Origin of the sequence: Brassicibacter mesophilus (assembly GCF_050433385.1) — a bacterium.
In the GTDB taxonomy this organism is placed as follows: domain Bacteria; phylum Bacillota; class Clostridia; order Tissierellales; family Proteiniboraceae; genus Brassicibacter; species Brassicibacter mesophilus.
Window position 1 is genome coordinate 33,366 of record NZ_JBNPXI010000012.1, and the last position, 23,987, is coordinate 57,352.

Below are 23,987 nucleotides of genomic sequence, written 5' to 3' on the forward strand. Positions count from 1 at the left end.
ATTTAAATTTTCTATACTATGCATAAATAACTTGTTTTTGCTCTACACGTTACGAAAATATTACAAAAACTTAATTAATTGGCTTAACCAATTGTTACATAATTTTAAAATTTAATATAAATTGGGTGACCCATTTTATATTAAATGTTCTGAAAAACATAAATTATTTAAAATATAATAATGAAATATAGGGGATTACAACATACAAAAAAGATATTGTTTATCCCTATTATATTGGCATACCAGTTGCATATATATTGAAAACAAAATTACTTAAATCATATGGCCATATGAAAAAATTTTAAGGGGGAGTTATTTTGAAAAACAGATGGATAATTAAATCACTAGCACTAGTACTTGTTCTCAATCTTTTCCTAGTTGGATGTGGAAGCTTTACTGATAATTCGACTTCATCAAGTGGCACTACTAACAGTGGGAAAAATATCCAAAATGCAGAAGAGGTATTAAAGCTTAGTTTCGACAATGACATACCAGATTTAAATCAAACAACAACAACTGACACTATTTCCTTTACAATTCTTAATAACGTTGCAGAAGGGTTATACCGTTTAGATGAAAAAAACAAGCCTCAACCTGCAATGGCAAAGAGTGTAGATGTTTCAGAAGATGGGCTTACTTATACATTTGCTCTTCGTAATGACATTAAATGGAGTAACGGAGAACCTGTCACTTCTCAGGACTTTAAATATGGATGGCTCCGTGGATTAAATCCAGAAACTTCAGGAGGTTATTCATTTATTATCGCTGACTATGTTGTTGGTGCACAGGAATTTGCAGATGGAGTAGGAAAAGCTGAAGATGTAAAAATTGAAACCCCAGACGATAAAACTCTTGTAGTCCAATTGAAACAGCCAACACCTTACTTCATAAGCTTAACAGCCTTTCCACTTTACTTCCCATTAAATGAGAAGTTTATAAATGAAAAGGGAGAAAACTATGCACTAAGTACTGATGGACTTTTATATAACGGTCCATTTATGTTAACTGAATTTGACCCTGCACAGGGTGTAGTAATGGTAAAAAACCCAAATTATTGGGATAAGGATAATTTAAAGGTTGATAAGATAGATATGAAGGTTATTAAGGAACAAGGTACGGCTTTAAACCTATATGAATCAGGAGAATTAGATATGGCTTTATTGTCATCATCTGATGTAAACAACTTTAAGGATACTCCTGAATTTAGAGCATATACAAACTTCCGCTCATATTATATTCAATTTAACCTAAATGATGAATCAATTAGTAACAAGAATATACGTAAAGCTATACAATTAGCACTAGATCCTGAAGTATTAACAAAAAATGTTCTTAATGATGGGTCTGAAGCTGCAACTGGACTAATACCTACTGGAATGGCTGGTAATGATGTAACCTTTAGAGAAGCACAAGGAGATCTAATACTTCCTGATATCGAAAACGCTAAAGAGCTTTGGAATAAGGGGATAGCTGAGCTTGGCAAGACTCCACAGTTTGAGCTATTAACTGCAGATGATCAAGTTTCAAAAGATACAGGAACATTCATCCAAAGTCAACTTAAGCAAAATCTTGGTGTTGATATTGCACTTGTAACAAAGCCATATAGTGGTCGTTTACAGGCGATGAGGGACGACGACTATCAAATGGTTGTATCTGCATGGGGAGCTGACTACAATGACCCAATGACATATATGGACCTATGGGCAGCACCTGCTTCTGCATTCCGTGGTAACTTCTCAAATGAGCGATATGACGAACTAATAACCAACGCCAAAGCAGAGGTAAATCCAGCAAAGCGTATTGAAATGCTTCAAGAAGCTGAAAAACTTCTTTTAGCTGAAGAGGTAGTTTTGGCTCCACTTTACTATCAAGGCAAAGCATTTGCATTAAAAGAACATATTAATGGATTAGTTTATCATCCATATGGAGTAACTTGGGACTTCAAATGGTCATCTGTTGAAAAATAGATAGTAAAAAGAAGCGTCCTGTTGAAGTCAGGACTCTTCTTTTTCACCCTATTTTCAATATCTAAACTTAGGAGGTGTATAAATGAGACGGTATATAACAACTAGATTGATATATGGATTTATTACATTATTCATTATAGCTACTGCAACCTTCTTTTTGATGAAGCAGCTCCCAGGGTCACCCTTTGACATGGAAAAAATCGACCAATTATCTGATCAAGCACGAGAGCAAATGTTTGAAAAGTATGGTTTAAATGACCCATTGATTGTTCAATATGGTAAATATTTAGTTAATCTAGCAAAGGGGGATTTGGGAACCTCATTTTATTATAAAGGACGTTCTGTTAGTACCATCATAAGCGAAAGAATAGGTCCTTCTGCTCTATTGGGCTTTCAGGCAATACTGCTGGGAATAACCCTTGGAATTACATTTGGTATCGTTTCAGCTCTTAGACATAATACAGTTTGGGATTATTTCCTTATGATAATTGCCATATTAGGTATATCTATTCCTAACTTCGTATTTGCAGCATTAATGCAATATTATTTTGGAGTTAAATGGGGTCTCTTACCTGTTGCCTACTGGAATAGTTATTCAAATTCCATAATGCCTTCCCTTGCCTTAGCGGCTGGTGTTGTTGCAGTTATTGCTAGGTTTATGAGAACAGAAATGATGGAGGTAATCCAACAGGATTTTATGGTAACTGCAGAAGCAAAAGGAATCAGTGGGTTTGCTATTGTTATAAAACATGCTATTAGAAATGCATTAATACCTGTTATCACAATCCTTGGACCATTAACCATTAACATTATCACAGGAAGTCTTGTTGTGGAAAGTATCTTTGCAGTACCTGGACTCGGAAGCCTATTTGTAGACTCCATCAAAGTAAATGACTACTCTTCTGTTATGGGGGTTACGATTTTCTATAGTTTCTTGTTTGTATCTTCTGTCTTAATCGTAGATATATTGTACGGATTAGTTGATCCAAGAATTAGACTTTCTGAGGAAAAGGAGTGATACAATGGAAAATATTAAAAATTTAGTTCTAGATGATATGTTTGTACCAGCAAAAATTGCCTCGGGAGAAAATGAAAAAATCAAAAGACCTGTATCTAACTTCTGGAAGGATAGCTGGAGGTCTTTATTGAAACATAAAACCGCAACTATTAGTTTGTTTATACTTCTAATTATAGTCTTTTTTGCTTTATTAGGACCATATATGAATGAATATAAGTATTATGATACTAACTATGAAGAAACGTACCAATCTCCTAATAGTAGCCATTGGTTTGGAACAGATAAATTCGGTCGTGATCAGTGGACAAGAGTTTGGCAGGGTACAAGAATATCCATATATATTGCCCTATTGGCAGCTACATTGGATTTATTAATTGGTGTTACCTTTGGCGCTATTTCTGGCTATTTCGGCGGAAAAATAGATAGCATAATGCAGAGGATTATTGAAGTCTTAGTTGGTATACCAAGATTAATCGTAGTAATACTGCTCATGATGTTTATGAAGCCTGGTATTCTTACACTAACCATAGCAATGGTATTCACAGGCTGGGTAAGTATGGCAAGAATTGTAAGAGGTCAGATTCTAAAATTGAAGGGGCAGGAATATGTCTTAGCTGCAAAAACTCTAGGAGCAAGTAATTTTGATATTATTTTCAAGCAACTACTTCCTAATATGCTAGGAGTTATTATTGTAAATATGATGTTTACTATCCCATCAGCTATATTTACAGAGGCTTTTCTAAGCTTTATCGGTCTTGGTCTTCAGGAGCCTCTAGCTTCACTAGGAGTATTGATCAATGATGGATATCAATCTATGCGTAATCAATTTTATCTTTTACTTTATCCAGCAATCGTAATTATATTATTAATGGTAGGTTTCAACATATTAAGTGATGGTCTTAGAGATGCCTTTGACCCAAGAATGCGCAAATAGAAAGGGGGAGCAATAATGGAAAAACTACTTGAAGTGAAAAATCTAAGTGTTTCTTTCGATACATATGCTGGGGAAGTTCAAGCAGTGCGTGATATTTCATTTGACGTGGGAAAAGGCGAATGTGTTGCAATTGTAGGAGAGTCGGGATGTGGTAAGTCTGTTACATCTAAGTCAATTATCAGACTTAATCCTTCTCCCCCATCAAGAATCAAAGAAGAATCAAGTATTAAATTTAAGGGAAAAGAGCTAACCACCTTATCAAAAAAAGATATAAGAAAGATTAGGGGGCAGGAAATTGGAATGATATTTCAGGATCCAATGACATCATTAAATCCTACAATGACTATAGGATATCAAATCTGTGAAGGATTTATGAAGCATCAGGGAATGAGAAAAAAAGAAGCCATAGAACATGCGGTAAAGATGTTAGAACTAGTTGGTATACCTGACCCTCAAAAGATTGCAAAGAAATATCCTCACCAGCTTAGTGGCGGAATGAAGCAAAGAGTAATTATCGCTATTGCTTTATCTGGATCTCCTGAACTGTTGATTGCAGATGAGCCTACTACAGCCCTTGATGTTACAATTCAAGCTCAGATTTTAGCATTAATGAAGGATTTACAGAAAAAAATGGGTATGTCTATTATATTAATCACCCATGACCTAGGTGTGGTAGCCGGTATGGCTCAAAAAGTAATTGTTGTTTATGGCGGAAAGATTATGGAAATCGGGACTCTCGATGATTTATTCTATAACCCTCAGCATCCATATACATGGGGGCTGCTAAATTCCATAGCAAGGCTTGATCTTGAAGATAATGCAATGCTTGAGCCTATCATGGGAACACCACCTGATCTATTAAATCCTCCTAAAGGTTGTCCCTTTGCATCAAGATGCAGTTATGTTTTGGAGGTATGTAAGCATGTCATGCCATCCTATACTGATGTGAATACTGAACACAAGGTAGCTTGCTGGCTTCAGGACCCAAGGGCTCCAAGAGTTGAGAAATTGTCTAGGGAGGTAAATGCAGTATGATAGATAGAGAAACTATACTAGAGGTTAAGGAGCTTAAAAAATATTTTGGTCACGGGAATAATACTGTTAAAGCAGTTGACGGAGTAAGTTTTTCAATCAAAAAAGGAGAAGTTCTGGGTTTAGTAGGTGAATCAGGATGTGGAAAGTCCACTACAGGAAGGACAATAATCAATCTATACAAGTCTACCGATGGAGAAGTCATTTTTAAAGGCAAAAATGTTCATAAGCTAGTAGGAAGTGAAAAAAAAGCTTTTAATCGTGAGATGCAAATGATATTTCAGGATCCATATTCATCACTGAATCCTAGGATGACAGTCATGGATATTGTGGCCCATGGAATAGACATACATGGTCTTGCTAAAGGTAAAGAACGACAAGCAAAAGTTTTTAATCTTCTTGAAACAGTAGGACTTAATAAGGAGCATGCTAATAGATTCCCGCATGAATTTTCTGGTGGACAACGACAAAGAATAGGAATCGCTCGTGCATTGGCTGTCGAACCTGATTTTATTATAGCGGATGAACCGATTTCTGCGCTCGATGTGTCTATTCAGGCACAAGTAGTAAATCTGATGAAGGAGCTTCAAATAAAACACAATATAACATATTTATTTATTGCACATGATCTGTCAATGGTAAAGCATATTTCCGATCGTGTTGGAGTAATGTACCTTGGAAATATGATGGAGATAGCTGCAAGCTCAGATTTTTATAAAAATCCTCTACATCCTTATACAAAGGCATTGTTATCTGCCATACCAATTCCAGATCCTAAGGTTGAGCTGACTAGAAAGCGCATTATCCTTGAAGGGGATGTACCAAGTCCAATGAATCCTCCAAATGGCTGTCCCTTCCATACGCGATGTCCAGTGGCAAAGTCTTTATGCGGAGAAGTTCGTCCAAACCTTAAAGAAATTGAATCAAATCATATGATAGCTTGTCATTTGTATTAGATAATGAAATAGAATCTTTAATCAATAAGTTGTAAAATATTGCTATAGAATAAATTCAAATATATTAGGAGGGAAAACTATGACTGAACCAGGAATTAATGTTTATCGTGGTGGCCATCTAGAAAGTCAGCATCATATACACATTGCTGTTGTAAATACAAAGAGAGAACTTCTTTATTCCTATGGAGATCCAACTCGTGCTACCTTCGCCCGTTCTTCCATGAAGCCCCTACAGGCTATTCCAGTAATTGAAACAGGTACTATTGAAGCATTTAACCTAGAACCTGCAGATATTGCTGTAATGTGTGCTTCCCATAATGGAGAACCTATACATCGCTCAAGGGTTCTATCAATTTTAGAAAAGGTAGGACAACCTGAAGAGACTTTACAATGCGGAACCCATATTCCTAGAGATATAGAGAGCTATAAGGCTTTAATCAGAGAAGGAAAGGAGCTATCCCCTGTCTTTAGTAACTGCTCAGGTAAACATTCGGGAATGATTGCCACTGCAGTTCATCTACATGAAGACTTAGATAGGTATTATATATTGGAGCATCCTGTTCAACAAAGAATACTTAATATTATATCGGAACTTCTTGATTTTCCTAAGGAAAAGATAGGAATAGGAATAGATGGATGCGGTGTCCCTGTTCATCAACTTCCATTAAACTATATCGCTCTTGGATTTGCATACTTGGCTAATCCAGATACAATTAAGGATGATAGACACTCACAAGCCCTTAGCATTATAAGAGATGCTATGATGGCTCATCCAGAGCTAGTTGCAGGAAAAGATCGTTTTGATACCGATGTAATGAGAGCATTTAAGGGAAGGATTGTCTCTAAGGCAGGAGCAGAGGGAGTCCAATGTGTCGGAGATGCAGAAACTGGAATAGGTATTGCTATTAAAGCAGAAGATGGAAACGGACGTGCTGTAATGGTGGCTATGATGGAGGTATTTAAACAGCTAGGTATAGGTAATGAGGAAGTTTATGAAAAACTTTCAAATTATGTTGAGACTCCAATTAAAAACATGAAAAAAGAAATAATTGGGATAGTTAAGCCATCATTTACATTAAAAAAACATTAATTTAAAAGAGAGGAAAAAAAGTATCTTCCTCTCTTTTCGTCACCCTCTCTTATTTTTACGCTGTTTTGGTCTTGATATCACATTATTTCTAGCTTTGCCTTCATTTCTAAGATTATTTCTTCTAGTTTGCGAAACACCTTTATCTACTATTTTACCCATGTAAATATCCTTATGTGCTATGTCTATGTTAAAGGTTCTTTCATATTTTTTTATCAATGCTAATTCCTGCTCTGTAACTATAGATATTGCTACTCCTGTATTTCCTGCCCTTCCAGTTCTTCCAGCCCTATGAAGATAGTATTTTGGATCTTTTGGTATATCAAGATTAAATATATGAGTTACACCTTTAATATCAAGACCTCTTGCTGCTATATCAGATGCTACCAACAATTGTATTTTCCCACTCTTGAAATCATCCATAGCCTTTTTCCTATCCGTCTTAATACTTGTTCCATGTAGGCCTTCTGCTTTAAGTTTATGAAATTTAAGTTTTTGAGTCATTATCTCTATTTCATCACTGTTATTGATAAAAACTATAGCCCTCTCAGGATTAATACTTCTAACAAGCCTTCTTAAAAGAACGATTTTATCTCTCTTCTCACAAACAAAATACATGTGAGAAATATCTTCTGCTACTGTTTGTTTTTCCTTTACCTTGATAATTTGAGGCTCATTCATTATATCTTTAGCTATTTTTTCTATTTCATTAGATATTGTTGCAGAATATATCATTAGCTGTCTTTCTTTTAATGTGCTTTTTATTACAGCTTTTACACTGTCAATATTATACTTATCAAGCATCCTATCAGCTTCATCTATTACTATTGTTTTTACAGTATGTGCTTTTATTTTTCTTAGCTTCAATAGTTCGACTATTCTTCCTGGTGTTCCTACGATTATGTTAGGCTTTTCTTTAAGCTTTTCTATCTGTCTCTTTATGTTTACATTACCAATTATCACAGCTGAAATGATATCTATATTTGATGCCTTGGCTAATGCTTCTATTTGCCTTTGTATCTGTATTACTAGTTCGTGTGTCGGAGCAAGTATTATAGCTTGAAGCTCCTTATTAACATTTATTTTATTTAGTATAGGTATAAGATATGCTAATGTCTTGCCAGTTCCTGTTTCAGACTGTCCTATTATATCCTTATTTTCTAATGCTATGGGTATAGCATTTTGTTGAATCTCTGTTGGAGTTTTAAACCCACTCTTTTCCAAACCAATTAAAAGAGAAGGAGCTATCCCCAAATCTCTAAAAGATTTATTCACACTTAATCTCTCCATTCAATTTCTTATTTAATTTTAAATCTAAATATGTACAAAAAAGAGGAATAATAAACACTCATTCCCCTCTTTTACAACTAAAGTTATGAATTATTCTATATTGCTTCTCCATTCCTTTAAAGTAAGCTTGCGTGATTTCTGTAATACAGCAGGATCATTTTCTGCCATTTTCTTTGCTTCCTCATATGACTCAGCCTTGTATACAACTAATCCACCACTATGATCAGTAAATGGTCCCTTTGCAAATATTTTACCTTCATCTATATATTTTTGAAGATATGCTTTATGTATATCCAATATTTCACTATCCTTCTGAGGGTCAATTGTTTCTAATATCGCAGCATATAAAATCATCTTCCCAACTCCTTTTCATAATATTTTCCTGAATATTTTATTATACAATAAAAATAAAATCAATAGAAACTAGCAATGTTAAATATGAACATAAATTACCTTGTCTTTGTAAGCAATCTACGTCTGATAGTAATAAAGCTAAAGTAAGCTATCACTAATAATGCTATCACTATATATGCATGTATGGAATACTGCTCAAGGAGAGCTTTAATAGCATTGGCATTGCCCTTATATAGTTTTCCTAAATTAAGCATTATAAAGCACCATGGATAAATTCCTATAAAAGTAAGTATCCCATATTTTAAAGGTTTTATTCTTGTTATGCCTCCTACATAAGATATATAATTACCAGCACCAAAAGGCCTAGTTATTGCGATACTGATCGCACCATATTTATTCATCCAATTCTGTGCATTTGAATATTTGTCTTTAAGTATGCTATTAGCTTTGTTAGCTACCTTAGTTCCTACAGTATATGGTATATAGCTTGATAAGCTGTATGATAAAGCCATCATCAATGCAGTCATAGCTATTTCAGCTAAGCTAGGATTAAATAAATACCCGTAGGATAATACAATAATTATCCCTGGAAAAGGTATTGAACTACCCTCAATAGCCATCACTGCTAACAACCCTACAATTCCTAATGTACTTAATATTTCTAAAAGCTGTTGTAGCATTTTTCTTCCTTCCATTTCATATTATATATTTACCACTATTACTTAATATATCAATAATAACACAAGAAGTCCACAATGCTATATAAAAAATCAATAGGAACTTATTTCGATTTAGTATTAACCCTAATTATCATGTTTAAATCAAAATGAAGTCCTATCGATTTTTTTGTAAACTAGAATTCTGGCGGCAATGTAAGCATCTCTTCATAATTAAATACTGGACCATCAACGCACATATACTTGCTTCCAACCTTACAGTGTCCGCACTTTCCAATGCCACATCTCATGTGAGTTTCAAGTGAAGTCAAAATATCTTTACCATCCATTCCTAAGCTTATTAATTCATTAGCAACAGATTTAATTCTATTCGGTGATGCACATACAATAGCTGTAGCTTTTTTCCAATTAAAGCCAAGCTCAGGCAACAAATCATTAATATATCCTACATGAGCCTCTACTGCATCAGTTGGTTTTGCAAGTGCATACATTATTTTAACTCCATCTAACTTACTCCATTGGATTAAATCATCTCTATATATTAGACTCTCATATGATCTTGCACTAGCTATTATTACTACCTTTCCATATTTTTCTCTGTTTGCAAGTACTGCTTCAATAGTCGTACGAACAGGTGCAAGTCCTACCCCACTACCAATAATCAATATGTCTCTTCCTTTAATTTCTTCTTGCGGAAATCCTTTGCCAAAAGGACCTCTTAGCCCTACCCTGTCTCCAATTTTCATATTATGAAGAGCTGTAGTTACTTTTCCAGCCTTCTTTATATAGAATTCAAGATAATCCTTTTTAAAATCTCCAGAAGGAATAGATATTGCAATTTCTCCCACACCAAATACAGTTATTTTAAAGAATTGTCCAGTATATTTTAGACTTTGATGTAATGATTTATCTTCATATTGAACTATAAATCTCTTTATATCGCCAGTTTCTTGTATGATACCATTTATAATAGCTACTTTTGGAGTGTATACATATGAGCAATCATCACTACATTCATGATCAGGAACTTCAGCTTTAGCTTCAGAAACTTCACATGTATTCAACTCATCTTTGTGTCTTTTAGCATATTCATCATTTAATTTATTCATAATTTCAACAATATCTATAAAAGCAGGGCACACCTCAATGCATCTCCCACATCCAACACAGCCTTTAAAATCATATCTTTCGTCGATATATTTCATCTTATCATATATTCTGTATCGAACTCTTGATACTCCATCCCTTGGGTTATGTCCTCCTGCATTTCTTGTAAACGAATCTGCCTGACAAGAATCCCAATATCTCGCTCTACATCCTTCCCCATTTCCATGATCCTCATCAACTACATTGAAGCATGTACATGTTGGACATACACTTGTACAGCCTATACACCCCATGCATGTCTTCGAAAGCTCTTTCCACATTTTATGATCAAAGCTTTCCTCCAATACTTTTTTTGCATCCATAACGTTCAATTTCTTCGAAAATTTTTCTTTTACTTTATTATATACTTCATTCTTCTTTGATTGCATATCCTCTTCAGTAGGAAAAAACAAATGGGCAGCTATTGATATCAGTTGTTGTCCCTTTTCAGTTTTTGACTCCACTAGAAATCCATCATCAATTGGAGTAAATAGTAAGTCATATCCTCTTGATGCAAATGGTCCAGTTCCCATAGAGCTGCAAAAACAACTATTACCTGGCGATATGCAGTTCATAGCAACTATATATGTCTTTTCTCTATTTGCAGCATAAATATCATCCTTATATCTTTCATAAAAGAATTGATCAAGATAGTCTACGCTATAAGCATCGCAGGGTCTAATTCCAAAAAATACTCTATCATCAAAATCTTCACTTTTTATATCAGTTACCTCAACGCTTCCTTCAATAGTTTTCCATTTGAATAGCTTTTCTTTTTGACCAAACAAGTACTTCTTAAATGGCATTGTAAAATTAACATAGTCAAGAGTAAAGGTATCTTTATTATATGGTAGAAGATGAACTGCTCCATCCTGCTCAGTCGGTGTAAATAAGGCAAATGATTCCTTCCAATACTGTAAAACTGTTTCTAGATCTTTTTCTTTTAATAAATACATTATTTAACCACCTCTATTCTAACTGAACTTACCTTCAATTCTGGTATTTGAGAAACAGGGTCAAGATTCCTGTTTGTAAGCTTGTTTACAGGAGCCTCGCCAAAGTGGATAGGCATAAACACAACCCCAGCATTTATTTTATCTGTTACATGAGCATTAGTTATTAGAGAACCCCTTCTTGAAGAAACTTTTACTACTGCATTGTTCCTTATTCCAAGTTTCTCAGCATCTATTGGATTTATCTCTATAAACCCTCTAGGCTGCTCTCTATCTAGAGCCCATGATCGCCTTGTCATTGTACCTGTATGATAGTGGTGTTGTGTTCTACCAGTTGTCAATACAAGAGGGTAGTCTATATCTATTATCTCTCCTGGACCTCTATATTCATTAACTATAAATTTTCCTTTTCCTCTAGAAAACTTATCTTTATGAAGATATTTTGTTCCAGGGTGAGTAGCGTCTGGACATGGCCATTGTATTCCCTCTTTTTCTATTCTTTCATAAGTTATCCCACCATATGATGGAATAATACTTCTGATTTCTTCCATTATGTCTGAAGGAGATGAATATTCAGCTGGATACCCCATCGCCTTAATAATATCTGATAATATTCTCCAATCTGCTCTACTATTTCCAACAGGTTCAATAGCTTTTCTTACTCTCTGAACTCTTCTCTCAGTGTTAGTAAATGTTCCTTCCTTTTCCATAAAGCTAGCTGCTGGCAAAACAACATCTGCCATTTGTGCTGTCTCAGTCATAAAAATATCTTGAACAACTAGCAGTTCAAGGCTTTCTAAAGATTCTTGAACATGACTAATATCAGAATCAGAAAGCATTGGATTTTCTCCGATTATAAACAATGATTTAATAGTTCCCTTCAATGCTCCATCCATCATCTGTGTAACAGTTAGTCCCTTACCTCTTGCAAAACCTCTTCCCCATTTTTCTTCGAATCTTGCAATCACTGCTTCATCATTTTGTTTCTGATATCCAGGTAATGTATCAGGCAAAGCACCCATATCACATGCACCTTGAACATTATTCTGGCCTCTTAACGGATTTATCCCAGAGAACTCTTTTCCTATTTGACCGGTTACCATGGCAAGATTTGCAAGTGCTGAAACATTCATTGTACCAGTTATGTGTTGAGTTATTCCCATTGCATAAATAATAGAAGCATTCTTCGCCTGTGCATAGGCTCTAGCCATTCCACGTATTGTTTCAGCATCTATTCCAGTTATATCAGCAGCCCATTCTGGAGTATACTTTTCAATGGATTTTTTTAATTCTTCATATCCTTCAGTTCTATTTTGGATAAATTCCTTGTTTTCCAAACCTTCATATATTATGACATTAAGCATACTATTGATTAAAGCAAGATTGGTACCAGGAGTTAGTTTTGCATATATAGATGAAAACTCTGCCAATTGTATTCTTCTAGGGTCAGCAACAATTAGCTTTGCTCCGTTTTTCTTAACAGCTTCTATAATTCTCATACCAATAACGGGATGCTGTTCTGTAGTGTTAGAACCAATAACAAATATTACATCTGATCTAGATATTTCATCTATTGAGTTTGTCATTGCTCCACTACCAAGTTGGTTAGCTAAACTAGCTACAGTTGGACTGTGTCAGAGACGTGCACAATGATCTATACTGCTAGTTTTTAGTACCGCTCTTGCTAGTTTAGTAGCTAAATAATTCTCCTCGTTTGTGCACCTCGCAGATGACAATAACCCTATTGATTCTGATCCATTCTTATTAACAATATTCTTAAAGGATAATGCAATATACTCTATTGCCTCTTCCCATTCAACTTCTCTAAACGTTCCGTCCTGTTGCTTGATCAGTGGTTGCTTAAGTCTATCATTATGACTTACAAAGCTATATCCTTGCCACCCTTTAACACAAAGTCTCCCGCGGCTAACAATATGGTCTTGTTTAGGTGTAATACCAACTATTTCACCATCAACAATATTTATATAATAATTACAGCCGCAGCCGCAATATCCACATGTAGTTAAAACTTTATTCATCTCAGCAACCTCCTTCTAATATTCATTAACATTTTACCATTAAAAAATAGCTACATAAAGGCATAAAACTGCAATTTCAGCCAATCAAAAAGTAATTCACGAACAATTTTTATAGAATAATTACAAATATACGTTGATATTTATTTAACAAATTATGGCTATAAATACGTAAAATATGTCATACTATTTCTCCACTATGCTATACACTTAGAAGTTTAGGAGGTATTTTATCATTAAATGGAAAGATGCTCATGTATACGATCAAAATTTTTGTAACTTTTCTACAAACATTTTTATATTGGTTATATTTCCTGTTATTTACTCAGAATAAAAAAACCAAGTGCTTTCAACGTTAATTGCACTTGGTTATGTATTAAACATTGTTATAATTAAAACAATCTTTGGTTAATTTTTAACAAACGCTAGAAATATGTATTATCTATCTATATTATAATTTCAATGTTGTTTATTTATTTCCTCTGCTTTATTAATTTTTAAATATAACATATTATAAAATGCTTTAGATATGAACCTGTTAATTAAGCTAATTTTACTGTCATAAAAGAAAATCTTACTATCCCAGTTTCTTTCCTCCCAGTACAAACGATCTACCTCAAGTACTTTCAATGCTAGCACTTTCTGAACTTGGAAATAAATTAGCTGTTTTAAAGAAGGCTTATATTGAGCATTAGTCATAAACATATGACTAACAAATTTCATGAATTCTTTTTCTTCTCTCTCTTCGTTTTGATTACTTACAGTTCTTCCTATTTTACTGACAACGTGAAGTCCCCAATGTGTACTTACCTTTTCTAGATATTTTAATGTAGTTTTTAAATCTGAAGCGGCTGTAGTTGAAACAACCATAGCAGGCTTTCCTATAAGCTCTGGCCTATGGAACCACTTACAAGTTCTGTCTAAAAAAGTCTTAAGTTTACCTGAAACATTACTCATGTAAACTGGAGAGCTCAATATTATTCCATCTGAGTGTTTAAGTTTTTTCATAATTATCTCAGTGTCATCTTTGAGTGGACAATCCTTGCCTCGAATACATACTTCACATCCTAGGCATGAATTAATTTTATAATCAAAGAGGTCTATTATTTCTAAATCAATGTTTTTATTTTTTAGTTTTTCAGCTAAATCTATTAGTATGCTATATGTATTCATTCTTCTTTTGCTGCTGTTTATAGCAATGACTTTTTTTCTAACATTCGACATGGCTTATTCTCCCTTATTAGTCATATAAATAATTATATCCTTTTGAGAACACAATTAGAAACTAATAAACAGCATTTCTTTATATTTATCACGAAATACTTTCTATGTGAATATTATAAGGTATCTAGATTTTTGTTTAAGGAGACGATAGGGATGAACGATAGAAAGATAGTAGAAATAAATAATGTTGGTATGAATTATCATACACTTGATGGTGAAACTGTCGCTCTAAAAGAAATCACTCTTGATATATTTCACGGAGAAATAGTGGTTCTAGTAGGTCCTAGTGGGTGTGGTAAGTCAACACTGCTATCTATAATTGCAGGCTTAATTAGACCAACTAAAGGAAGTATACGTATTAATAGCAAAGAAATTAAAGGTGCAAGTAAAGACATAGGTTACATGTTCCAACGTGATCACTTATTTGAATGGAGAAATATTCTAGATAATGTTCTAATTGGGTTAGAAATACGAAACAAAGTAAATAACAAAACAAGATCATTTGCAGAAAAATTATTAGATACCTATGGTCTATCGGATTTTAAGAAACATTACCCAAGGCAGCTTTCAGGAGGTATGAGACAAAGAGTTGCTTTAATAAGAACATTAGCTGTTCAACCAGAAATATTACTGTTAGATGAACCATTTTCAGCGCTTGATTATCAAACTAGACTTGCTATAGCTGATGAAGTAGGTTCTATTTTAAAGCAAGAGAAAAAAACTGCCCTGATGGTAACACATGATATAGCAGAAGCTATGTATTCAAAAAGACTAACTATACTTTTCTACTCGCACAGCTGCAACTTTGAGCTCTGGAATTTTTGCAACTGGATCTACTTCTGGATTTGTTAAGTAATTTACTTTAGCATCAGAAAAATGAAATGGCATAAATAATACATCCTCTTCAATTATGTCAGTTTCTTTTACTGTAGTAATTATTGATCCTCGTCTAGAAGTCACTCTAACCTTACTGCCGTCTTTCAGTCCAAGTCTATCAACAGTCGCTTTATTCATTTCTATATAAGACTCAGAAACTTTTTTATTCAATTCTTCCACTTTACCAGTCATTGTCATAGTATGATACTGGAATAGAACTCTACCTGTGGTCATAATAAAAGGGTAATGTACATCAGCAAGCTCTGCACTCGAAATGTTATCTACAGTTACAAATAATCCTCTTCCTCTATCAATTTTCCCTTTATGTAAAAACTTAGTACCAGGATGATTCTTATCTAAACATGGCCATTGTATCCCAACTTCCTCTATTCTGTCATATGTTATCCCACCGTATTCGGGAGTTAATTCAGAAATCTCTTCCATTATTTCTGATGGATGATTATACTTTTTCTCCATTCCTAGTCTATTCATTATTTCCATAATAATTATCCAATCAGGTTTACAATTCCCAATTGGTTCAATTGCCTTTCTAACTCTTTGCACTCTTCTCTCAGTATTTGTGAATGTTCCATCTTTTTCAGCAAATGATGCTGCCGGGAGTACTACATCTGCAAGCTCTGCTGTTTCAGTTAAAAAAATATCTTGTACTACTAGAAACTCAATGCCCTCTAAAGCTTTTTTTACATTTTTCAAATCAGGATCTGTAAGCATAGGGTTTTCTCCCATAATATACAAGAACTTTATGCTACCATCTTCTCCTCCATGAATTATTTCTGATAAAGTTAACCCTGACTTTAAAGGAAGCTTTACTCCCCAAGCATTTTCAAACTTTTTTATCATTTCCTTTTTATATACTTTTTGATATCCAGGAAAATCTCCTGGCAGACTACCCATATCGCATGAGCCCTGTACATTATTTTGGCCACGCAAAGGATTTACACCTGCGGATTCCTTTCCGATATTTCCACAAAGCATAGCTAGATTAGACAGTGCCATAACAGAGAGGCTACCTGAAATGTGTTGAGTTATTCCCATTGCATAGTATATTCCTGCTTTCTCAGCATCTGCATATATTCTTGCTGCTTTCCGTATTTCTTCTGGATCAATACCGCATATATCTGCTACTTTTTCTACTGAAAATTCTTTAACATGTTCAGCAAATTCATTGAAGTTTTCAGTTTTTTCTTCGATAAATTTCTTATCATGTAAATCATTTTTGATTATCTCGTTCATCATAGAATTTATCAATGCAATGTTAGTACCTGGTTTTATTTGAAGAAATACATCAGCTATTTTAGCCAGCTCAATTTTTCTGGGATCAGCTACTATAAGCTTAGCTCCGTTTTTTTTCGCCTTCCTCATTTGGGTTGCTATAACAGGATGATTCTCAGTAGTATTGGATCCGATTACAAACATAAGATCTGTTTCTAATATTTCATCAATACTATTAGTCATAGCTCCACTTCCTAGTGTAGTTGCAAGTCCTACAACTGTTGACGAGTGTCAGAGTCGTGCACAATGGTCTATGTTGTTTGAACCAAAAGCTCCTCTAATAAGTTTTTGAAATAAGTAGTTCTCTTCATTGGTACATCTTGCTGAGCTTAGTCCTCCAAACACTTCTCCACCATGCTCACCTTTTATCTTCTTAGCTTTTTCAGTTATTAAACTATATGCTTCTTCCCATGTTGCTTTCACAAATTTTCCATCTTTTTTAATGAGTGGTGTTTTTAATCTATCTGGATGATTAATAAACTTATATCCAAATCTACCTTTAACACAAAGTAATCCTTTGTTAGGCAGTACATTAACAGGTTTTACATCTACTACATGATCGTTTTTAACTACTAATTCCATCTGACAGCCAACTCCACAGTATGAACAAGTAGTTTTTACGTTTCTTAGCTCTTCTGGCTCTGTGCCTTTCTGACCTGAAATTTCAGTTTCCTGTAGCTCTGCAAACTCTTCTAAAAATTGCTTAGGAACTAGCGCCCCAGTAGGACATACAGATATACAGTTTCCACACTCTTCACATTCATTATCTTCAGAGTTTACAGCACCAAAAGTAGGTTTCTTTGTTATATTTCCTTCATCATCATAATCTAGACAACCTTTGCCCTGTAGCTCTTCACATACTCTTATGCACAAATTGCATTTAATACATTTATTAGGATCAATATAGTAAAATAGACTGCTATCATCTATAGGATACTGTTCTTTATCAAAAACATCTATTTCACTAAAAATGCCATATTCATTACAGTAGTCATGTAGTTTACACCCATTCAGTTTATAACAATTGGAGAAAGCATAGGGTCGATTCATTAATAGTGAATTTAATACTTCTTTTCTTGATGCTATTACTCTATTACTTTGTGTCTGAATCTGCATTCCTTCTTCTACTTTAGTAGAACATGAAGTCACCAGTTCTCTTCGCCCTTCTATTTCAATAACACATAAGTTACATGATGCTTCTGGCTCAAGTCTTTCATCATAGCATAGTGAAGGAATATTAATTCCTACCTGTTGACAGGCCTGAAATACAGTAATATCTTTAGGTACATTGTAGAATTTGTCATTGATGCTTAAGCTTATCATCTGTTCACTCTCCTTAATGCTTGTATATAGTTCCATTTTCCCCATTATGAGTATAAGTTATTAATAAATATAAAGTGGCCATTTATCATGACCACTTCTAGCTCTAATCTATCTTATTGTCAAATTAATTTTTGTATTTCATCATATAACTCATCAGTAGTCTCTGCAGCAACTAACTCATCATCTACCAAAGCAATTAGTCCCATTGCACAATCACCACAATATCCTAAACAAGCTTCTACTTCATAATCTATTCCTTCCTCTTCTAGCTTTTTCATAACCTCCTCTACACCTTCAGCAAAGTTAGTTTCACAAAATTTGATTTCAGCCATTGATTTCACTCTCCTCAATATTTTTGTTTCTTCAATATTATTCTACTTTTTTTCTAAAAAATTCAGCTTTTGATCTAATTTTGTTATAAAAAATTATTATATTGTTTGTTAGGATAATCGAGGACTTCCGGCATATCTTATATCTAAAATTTCTGCTAGTTCTTTATCAACTGTAACCAAATCCTCCTTGCTTAGCTCTTTTATAGAATTCTTGCCTACAGCTTGAACTACCATTTTCATCTCTTGAACACAAGAAGTTAAAAAGTTCGAAAGGTTTTTTGCACCTTTTTCAACATTTAGCTTATCAGTATGTTCGCCATTATGTATAGCCAGTTGTGTTGGCGGAGCTTCTGGTAAAGCCTTAACCGCCTGACATTGAACCGTAGCAAATACAGCTATTGAGCCAATATAAACTGCATCTGCTCCTAAAGCCATAGCTTTTAAGAAATGTCCAGGTGTAGACAATCCCCCTGCAGCAATAACACTAAACCTTCCTCTCATCTTATTTTCTTCTAGCCACCCTATAGTTCTAGCTAATGTATGTAATGTAGGAAGTCCAACATTTTCTGATAGTGTAGGTGGAGCAACGGCAGTACCTCCTTCACTACCATCTATTGTGATAAAATCTGCATTAGTTTTTGAAATGACCTCAAGTTCGTATTCAATGAAGTCAGTGCCGGCTATTTTAATACCAACTGGAACGTCATACTGACTCTTAACACTGTTTACAAGCTCTATTATATTCTTACTTGTCTTCATCTCTACATTAGGCATTCGAGAATATATTGTACAATCTTCTCCCTCACTCAATTTCCAGACATTTCTTAGGTGCGTATCTATTGTGTTTGCATACTTGGTTGATTCTACTGCTCCTCCCCATGCACCTTGACCAAGCTGGATTTCTATAGCATCTAGCTGACTAAGCATCTCTGGAGTAGTCATCAGTCCTCCACGATTATACTGTCCCACTAAATATTTCGCAGATTTTCTTACCTCTTCAGCAACAGCAGATTCACCTGTATTAGTAGATGTACCTACAGCTGCTGAACCCTTAGCTAAAGCCATTTTCATCTTTAAGCTTAATGAGCCTCCATACGACATACCTGTTATCATTATTGGAATATCAAGCTTGAGTGGTTTTTTTGCATTAGGTCCTATTATTGTGTCTGTAGTTATTCTATTTAAGTCTGCTGTAGGAAGTTGAAATAATTGCCTTGGATTAAGCAATATTTTTTCCCAAGGAGATAGATTAACTACCCCTCCATACGGAAGCTTAAGAACCTTACCTGATTCAGCCCTAATTGCAGCCTCTATGATAGCTTTTGGAGTAAGCTTCTGAGCAGCAGTTATAGCTATATATGGATTGTCTGGGTAATCTTCAGTAAATAGTTTTTGGACCATATCATCTGTTATTGGATCAAGTAATTTCAATAAAATAGAATTCAACATAAAAAACACCTCTCTAGTTTATTTACTAGATTAGTGTCTCTTCAAAATTATTGATTTATTCAGATTTACTATCATATTCTACTTGCAAAAGATATAGCCCTTTAGCTACAGCAGTGGGTCCAGCATATTTTCTATCTTGTTTATTCAATATTTCATTTACTTTATCTGCCTTAATTTTACCTAATCCTACTTCAATCAGCGTACCAACTATTATTCTTACCATGTTATATAGAAAGCCATTGCCATGAAAGACTATATCAATTTGATTGTCATTCTTTATTATTTTAATAGAATATATCTCTCTTACCTTAGATTTTTTCTTTGATTTCAATGTTGTAAAGCTTGAAAAGTCATGTTCTCCTATAAGATAATCTGCAGCCTTCTTCATCTCACTTATATTCAAGCTTTCCTTAATATGAACAGCATATTTACGCCAGAATGGATTGTGATATTTATCATTCCATATCCTATACATATATTTTTTGGAAACTGCATTGTATCTTGAATGAAATCTTTCACCCACTTCTTCTGCAAAAACAACAACTATATCATCTGGTAAGTATGTATATAAAAAATCCTTTATCTCTTTTAACGTAAAGCTTGATTCAGTTTTAAAATTTACAACCTGTCCTATTGCATGAACACCTGCATCAGTTCTGCCAGACCCTATTATTTCTATATCCTCATCTGTCATTCTATTAAGCACTGCTTCTATTTTCCCTTGAATTGTCATATCAGTATTGTCTTGTTTTTGCCATCCTTTATATCTAGTTCCATCATATTGTATTATCAGTTTTATATTTCTCATACTTTAATTCTCCTTTAAAATGTATATTAAATCATCTTAATCTATATTATACTTTATTATCAACCTACTTAATACATTTATAAAAAAGGCTTCTAAAGAAGCATTATAATGTTGTCTTTTTTGAAACTCATATACGGAAAGTTTATATTAAGTAAAACTAGGACTTTCCTATGGGTTATAAAAGTAAAACTTTCCTATTCGTTATAAAAAGTTAAGGTATAAATATAACTTAGTAACTGAATAATAGTATTGAGAATGTCTATAATAACGTTCAAAGTTATAGATTATATCAATAATATGATAAAAAGGAGATGAATAGTTTGGAAGCTGGTGTAAGAAACAAATTTGTAGGAAAAATCGAAGAGATAAAAACTGACAATGTAATGGCCGAAATAAAAATGCGCGGAACCTGAACAGGAGATACTGTAAGTTTAACGTCCGTGATGACGAGAGATAGTATGGAAGAAGCAGGATTTAATCAAGGTGACGATGTAGAAGCTCTTGTGAAGGCTATAAACGTAGTATTTGTAAAACAATAATAATAATACCGAAGCCATATATGTAAAAATGCATATATGGCTTTTTTGATTAAGCTTATTTACCTAGAATTACTATTTTCTAAAGATCTTAAAACCTCATTATATGCATATTCTTTTATTTCATCAGGAAGTTTATCTATTCTATTTATTACTATTTCTGCTATCGCTTTAGCCATTAGCTTTTCTAGATTTTCAGCATTAGTGATGTTCATAACTACTTCTATATTTTGTTTTTTAGACATAACACCACCTCTGGTAAATCATATGATTTTTCGTGTTTGTACTATTCATTTATGTATGTCAATTTTATTCATAATTTAAGCTTCATGTTAATATTTCATATATAAAAGATAGTTTTTAAAAAATAAATGAGGATGGATGATTATGCCTGTTGTGGCCATATATTCACGGAAGTCAAAACAAACAGACAAAGGAGAGTCTATACAGAATCAAATTGATCTTTGTAAAGAATATGCTTTAAGCTATTTCTCAGTAGATAATTTTCTAATTTATGAAGATGAGGGATTCTCGGGCGGACATACAGATAGACCTATGTTTAAAAAGATGATAAAGGACGCCAAAGAAAAGAAATTTCAAATCATAGTCTGCTATAGACTTGATCGAATGAGTAGGAACATATCAGATTTTGCAAAAACAATAGAGTTTTTACAATCAAAGAATATATCTTTTATTTCGATTAGAGAACAGTTTGATACTAGTACCCCTATGGGTCGTGCAATGATGTACATAGCTTCAGTTTTTGCTCAGCTTGAAAGAGAGACTATAACTGAACGTATTAGGGACAATATGTACCAATTAGCTCGTACTGGAAGATGGCTAGGTGGAAGAACTCCTTTAGGCTTTAAGAGTAAGCAAACTGTATATTATGATAAAGAGAATAATAAAAGAAAAATGTATATTCTTACACCTATAAAAGAAGAAGTCGAGATAATAAAACTTCTTTTCAGGGAGTATTTAAAATTACAATCATTAACAAAGCTTGAAAAATGGACTATAAAAAAAGAATTAAAGACTAGAAATAATAGCACCTTTGATAAAAGTACACTGAAAATTATCTTATCCAATCCAGTGTACGTAGTAGCAGACAATCATACATATGAATATTTTAGCAATATGAATTCTGAAATATCTAATAGCAAGGAGGATTTTGATGGTTTATGTGGACTAATGGTATTTAATAAACATAATGAGAAAAAAAATTCTGTTACTTTAAACAATAAATCAAAATGGATCGTATCAGTTGGTAAACATGAAGGAATTATATCATCAAAAGAATGGATTAAAGTACAAAACACACTTGAGAAAAATAAAAGAAAGTCCTCTAGAACAGGAACTGGTAAAATTGGCCTTATAACACCTCTTCTAATCTGTAAAAACTGTGGATCAAAGCTGAGAATAACAGTAATCAAGAAGAAGAGTAGAACTTATTATTATTATAAATGCTTAACAAAAGAAAAAACCAAAAGCGGAGAATGCAATATTAATAATCTAAATGGTCCTCTAGCTGATGATTATATTGTCAATTCTATAAAAAAATTAGCTTACAATAAAAAATATTTGTTAAGCTATATAAATAACTGTACTAACTTTGACAAAAAGCTTTTTACTAATCCTAATAAGCAAAAGCTATTTCTCGAAGAAGAGCTTAACTCTTGTGAAAAAGCCGTTGAAAGTTTAGTAATACAATTATCTAAGTACAATTCTTCAAGAGCATCTGATTATATAATAAAGCAGATTGAAAGCTTAGATTTAAAAATACATGAGATAAAAGACAAGTTGTTAATATATAAACATAAAAATGAATCCTCAATTGAATTATATAAAAAAAACATAGATTTAATTCTTGACTTAATAGTTAATTTTAGCGAAAATGTTAATAATTTAAGCTTTGACGAAAAGAAAAGAATTATAGATATACTAGTAGAATCGATAGTATGGGATGGCGAAGTGCTGAGAGTATCTATGCTTGAAGTCAAAAAACAGTAAAGACTGTGGGAATTATCTCACAGTCTTAAGTCTTCAGATTAGTATCTTGAGCTTCTTTGATTTTTCTGTTGTTTTCTAGCTTTTCTACAATCTGGGCATCTTTTTGGCTCTTCAAAGCCTTTTTCTGTGTAAAACTCTTGCTCTCTTTCTGTGAAAGCAAATTCTTTTTGACAGTCATTACAAACTAATGTTTTATCCGCCATAATTTCACCTCCTAGATTATTGGAAGATCTTCACACTTTCTCACAACTCCTTCCAATAGAGTCACGGAGGATTTTGTTTAGAAATGTTAATCTCTTTACCATAATACAGTATATCATTATATTTTTTCTAAATCAATATAATTTTGTTTGATAATACAAAAAGAATTTTCACTCTATGTTCGGTTATAGAAATCCTAGTTAGCATATTTATTTCATTCTCTACACATCCTACTATTATATATATTAATTAAAATCATTAAAAGGAGTTGGAAACATTGACTAAAAATAGACTTGTTGTGCCTGAAGCACGAAAAGCGCTAGAGCAGTATAAAACAGAGCTAGCAAAAGAGTTTGGAGTTAATGATCCTAAATCACTAGCTTCTAGTCATACTGGATATATTGTAAGAGATTTAGTTAAAATGGGCGAAAAGCAGCTACTAGACAAATACAATAATAACTAAAACTCTTTGTCTTTTTGCATAT

Annotated in this window: 21 protein-coding genes; 9 read left to right on the forward strand and 12 right to left on the reverse strand. The window is 33.5% G+C overall.

All coding sequences use genetic code 11. From position 1 onward, the window contains the following. The first annotated feature begins 317 nt into the window (after nt 1-317). From HNR33_RS13015 to HNR33_RS13040, 6 genes are all read left to right on the forward strand, one after another. The gene (locus HNR33_RS13015) at nt 318-1,967 is read left to right on the forward strand and encodes a peptide ABC transporter substrate-binding protein (protein WP_429083982.1); all 1,650 of its coding nucleotides are present in this window, start codon (nt 318-320) and stop codon (nt 1,965-1,967) included. 82 nt (nt 1,968-2,049) lie between these two features. Then, nucleotides 2,050-2,985: an ABC transporter permease gene (locus HNR33_RS13020; RefSeq protein WP_429083984.1), complete on the forward strand. Its 936-nt coding sequence runs from the start codon at nt 2,050-2,052 to the stop codon at nt 2,983-2,985. Between the two features lie 4 nt (nt 2,986-2,989). Continuing rightward, nucleotides 2,990-3,919, forward strand: coding sequence for an ABC transporter permease (locus tag HNR33_RS13025; protein ID WP_429083986.1), 930 nt, complete (start codon nt 2,990-2,992; stop codon nt 3,917-3,919). Between the two features lie 15 nt (nt 3,920-3,934). Then, entirely contained in the window at nt 3,935-4,954 is a 1,020-nt protein-coding gene (locus HNR33_RS13030; RefSeq protein ID WP_429083988.1) for an ABC transporter ATP-binding protein, read from the forward strand. Further along, nucleotides 4,951-5,907 carry an ABC transporter ATP-binding protein gene (locus HNR33_RS13035; RefSeq protein WP_429083991.1) on the forward strand — a complete coding sequence of 319 codons (957 nt, stop codon included), beginning with the start codon at nt 4,951-4,953 and terminating at the stop codon, nt 5,905-5,907. Before HNR33_RS13030 ends, HNR33_RS13035 begins: the two co-directional genes overlap by 4 nt. A gap of 79 nt (nt 5,908-5,986) precedes the next feature. Beyond that, the gene (locus HNR33_RS13040) at nt 5,987-6,997 is read left to right on the forward strand and encodes an asparaginase (RefSeq protein WP_429083994.1); all 1,011 of its coding nucleotides are present in this window, start codon (nt 5,987-5,989) and stop codon (nt 6,995-6,997) included. 39 nt (nt 6,998-7,036) lie between these two features. Here HNR33_RS13040 and HNR33_RS13045 read toward each other — a convergent pair whose 3' ends face one another. From HNR33_RS13045 to HNR33_RS13070, 6 genes are all read right to left on the reverse strand, one after another. Continuing rightward, the gene (locus tag HNR33_RS13045; protein WP_429083997.1) at nt 7,037-8,269 is read right to left on the reverse strand and encodes a DEAD/DEAH box helicase; all 1,233 of its coding nucleotides are present in this window, start codon (nt 8,267-8,269) and stop codon (nt 7,037-7,039) included. 105 nt (nt 8,270-8,374) lie between these two features. Beyond that, nucleotides 8,375-8,638, reverse strand: coding sequence for a YciI family protein (locus tag HNR33_RS13050; protein ID WP_429084000.1), 264 nt, complete (start codon nt 8,636-8,638; stop codon nt 8,375-8,377). A gap of 95 nt (nt 8,639-8,733) precedes the next feature. Then, the gene (locus HNR33_RS13055; RefSeq protein ID WP_429084003.1) at nt 8,734-9,333 is read right to left on the reverse strand and encodes a DedA family protein; all 600 of its coding nucleotides are present in this window, start codon (nt 9,331-9,333) and stop codon (nt 8,734-8,736) included. A 158-nt stretch (nt 9,334-9,491) separates the two neighbouring features. Beyond that, on the reverse strand, nt 9,492-11,417 hold the full coding sequence (locus tag HNR33_RS13060; RefSeq protein WP_429084006.1) for a 4Fe-4S dicluster domain-containing protein: 1,926 nt from the start codon (nt 11,415-11,417) through the stop codon (nt 9,492-9,494). After that, nucleotides 11,417-13,453 (reverse strand): formate dehydrogenase subunit alpha, encoded by a 2,037-nt coding sequence (gene fdhF / locus HNR33_RS13065; protein ID WP_429084008.1) that lies wholly within the window; start codon nt 13,451-13,453, stop codon nt 11,417-11,419. Before fdhF (HNR33_RS13065) ends, HNR33_RS13060 begins: the two co-directional genes overlap by 1 nt. A 456-nt stretch (nt 13,454-13,909) precedes the next feature. Next, entirely contained in the window at nt 13,910-14,674 is a 765-nt protein-coding gene (locus HNR33_RS13070) for a flavodoxin family protein (RefSeq protein ID WP_429084010.1), read from the reverse strand. Between the two features lie 153 nt (nt 14,675-14,827). Here HNR33_RS13070 and HNR33_RS13075 point away from each other — a divergent pair, with 153 nt between their 5' ends. Continuing rightward, nucleotides 14,828-15,526: an ABC transporter ATP-binding protein gene (locus HNR33_RS13075; protein WP_429084012.1), complete on the forward strand. Its 699-nt coding sequence runs from the start codon at nt 14,828-14,830 to the stop codon at nt 15,524-15,526. On the opposite strand, the gene fdhF (HNR33_RS13080) is transcribed toward HNR33_RS13075, so the two are convergent. From fdhF (HNR33_RS13080) to HNR33_RS13100, 5 genes are all read right to left on the reverse strand, one after another. Beyond that, entirely contained in the window at nt 15,446-18,211 is a 2,766-nt protein-coding gene (gene fdhF, locus HNR33_RS13080; RefSeq protein WP_488167842.1) for a formate dehydrogenase subunit alpha, read from the reverse strand. The two genes, HNR33_RS13075 and fdhF (HNR33_RS13080), sit on opposite strands and share 81 nt — an antisense overlap. A gap of 74 nt (nt 18,212-18,285) precedes the next feature. Continuing rightward, nucleotides 18,286-18,498: a DUF1450 domain-containing protein gene (locus tag HNR33_RS13085; RefSeq protein WP_429084017.1), complete on the reverse strand. Its 213-nt coding sequence runs from the start codon at nt 18,496-18,498 to the stop codon at nt 18,286-18,288. A gap of 108 nt (nt 18,499-18,606) precedes the next feature. Continuing rightward, nucleotides 18,607-19,947, reverse strand: a complete 1,341-nt coding sequence (locus HNR33_RS13090) for an FMN-binding glutamate synthase family protein (protein ID WP_429084019.1) — start codon at nt 19,945-19,947, stop codon at nt 18,607-18,609. Nucleotides 19,948-20,002: 55 nt separating this feature from the next. Next, nucleotides 20,003-20,755 (reverse strand): tRNA pseudouridine(38-40) synthase TruA, encoded by a 753-nt coding sequence (truA, locus tag HNR33_RS13095; protein ID WP_429084022.1) that lies wholly within the window; start codon nt 20,753-20,755, stop codon nt 20,003-20,005. Nucleotides 20,756-21,353: 598 nt separating this feature from the next. Then, on the reverse strand, nt 21,354-21,536 hold the full coding sequence (locus HNR33_RS13100; RefSeq protein ID WP_429084025.1) for a hypothetical protein: 183 nt from the start codon (nt 21,534-21,536) through the stop codon (nt 21,354-21,356). 142 nt (nt 21,537-21,678) lie between these two features. On the opposite strand from HNR33_RS13100, the gene HNR33_RS13105 reads away from it, so the two are divergent. Further along, nucleotides 21,679-23,301 carry a recombinase family protein gene (locus HNR33_RS13105; RefSeq protein ID WP_429084028.1) on the forward strand — a complete coding sequence of 541 codons (1,623 nt, stop codon included), beginning with the start codon at nt 21,679-21,681 and terminating at the stop codon, nt 23,299-23,301. A gap of 38 nt (nt 23,302-23,339) precedes the next feature. Here the strand turns inward: HNR33_RS13105 and HNR33_RS13110 are convergent, their stop codons facing one another. Beyond that, nucleotides 23,340-23,504, reverse strand: a complete 165-nt coding sequence (locus HNR33_RS13110) for a zinc-ribbon domain-containing protein (RefSeq protein ID WP_429084031.1) — start codon at nt 23,502-23,504, stop codon at nt 23,340-23,342. Nucleotides 23,505-23,779: 275 nt separating this feature from the next. Between HNR33_RS13110 and HNR33_RS13115 the strand changes: the two genes are divergently transcribed. Then, a complete protein-coding gene (locus tag HNR33_RS13115; protein ID WP_429084033.1) occupies nt 23,780-23,965 on the forward strand; it encodes an alpha/beta-type small acid-soluble spore protein in 186 nt (61 codons plus the stop codon). Nucleotides 23,966-23,987 lie beyond the last annotated feature (22 nt).

What these genes read in the sequence shown, in the direction of transcription:
- HNR33_RS13020 (WP_429083984.1), top strand. Translation starts at nt 2,050, where the DNA reads ATGAGACGGTATATAACAACTAGATTGATATATGGATTTATTACATTA.
- HNR33_RS13025 (WP_429083986.1), top strand. Translation starts at nt 2,990, where the DNA reads ATGGAAAATATTAAAAATTTAGTTCTAGATGATATGTTTGTACCAGCA.
- HNR33_RS13030 (WP_429083988.1), top strand. Translation starts at nt 3,935, where the DNA reads ATGGAAAAACTACTTGAAGTGAAAAATCTAAGTGTTTCTTTCGATACA.
- HNR33_RS13035 (WP_429083991.1), top strand. Translation starts at nt 4,951, where the DNA reads ATGATAGATAGAGAAACTATACTAGAGGTTAAGGAGCTTAAAAAATAT.
- HNR33_RS13040 (WP_429083994.1), top strand. Translation starts at nt 5,987, where the DNA reads ATGACTGAACCAGGAATTAATGTTTATCGTGGTGGCCATCTAGAAAGT.
- HNR33_RS13050 (WP_429084000.1), bottom strand. Translation starts at nt 8,638, where the DNA reads ATGATTTTATATGCTGCGATATTAGAAACAATTGACCCTCAGAAGGAT.
- HNR33_RS13055 (WP_429084003.1), bottom strand. Translation starts at nt 9,333, where the DNA reads ATGGAAGGAAGAAAAATGCTACAACAGCTTTTAGAAATATTAAGTACA.
- HNR33_RS13060 (WP_429084006.1), bottom strand. Translation starts at nt 11,417, where the DNA reads ATGTATTTATTAAAAGAAAAAGATCTAGAAACAGTTTTACAGTATTGG.
- HNR33_RS13070 (WP_429084010.1), bottom strand. Translation starts at nt 14,674, where the DNA reads ATGTCGAATGTTAGAAAAAAAGTCATTGCTATAAACAGCAGCAAAAGA.
- HNR33_RS13075 (WP_429084012.1), top strand. Translation starts at nt 14,828, where the DNA reads ATGAACGATAGAAAGATAGTAGAAATAAATAATGTTGGTATGAATTAT.
- HNR33_RS13085 (WP_429084017.1), bottom strand. Translation starts at nt 18,498, where the DNA reads ATGGCTGAAATCAAATTTTGTGAAACTAACTTTGCTGAAGGTGTAGAG.
- HNR33_RS13090 (WP_429084019.1), bottom strand. Translation starts at nt 19,947, where the DNA reads ATGTTGAATTCTATTTTATTGAAATTACTTGATCCAATAACAGATGAT.
- truA (WP_429084022.1), bottom strand. Translation starts at nt 20,755, where the DNA reads ATGAGAAATATAAAACTGATAATACAATATGATGGAACTAGATATAAA.
- HNR33_RS13100 (WP_429084025.1), bottom strand. Translation starts at nt 21,536, where the DNA reads ATGTCTAAAAAACAAAATATAGAAGTAGTTATGAACATCACTAATGCT.
- HNR33_RS13105 (WP_429084028.1), top strand. Translation starts at nt 21,679, where the DNA reads ATGCCTGTTGTGGCCATATATTCACGGAAGTCAAAACAAACAGACAAA.
- HNR33_RS13110 (WP_429084031.1), bottom strand. Translation starts at nt 23,504, where the DNA reads ATGGCGGATAAAACATTAGTTTGTAATGACTGTCAAAAAGAATTTGCT.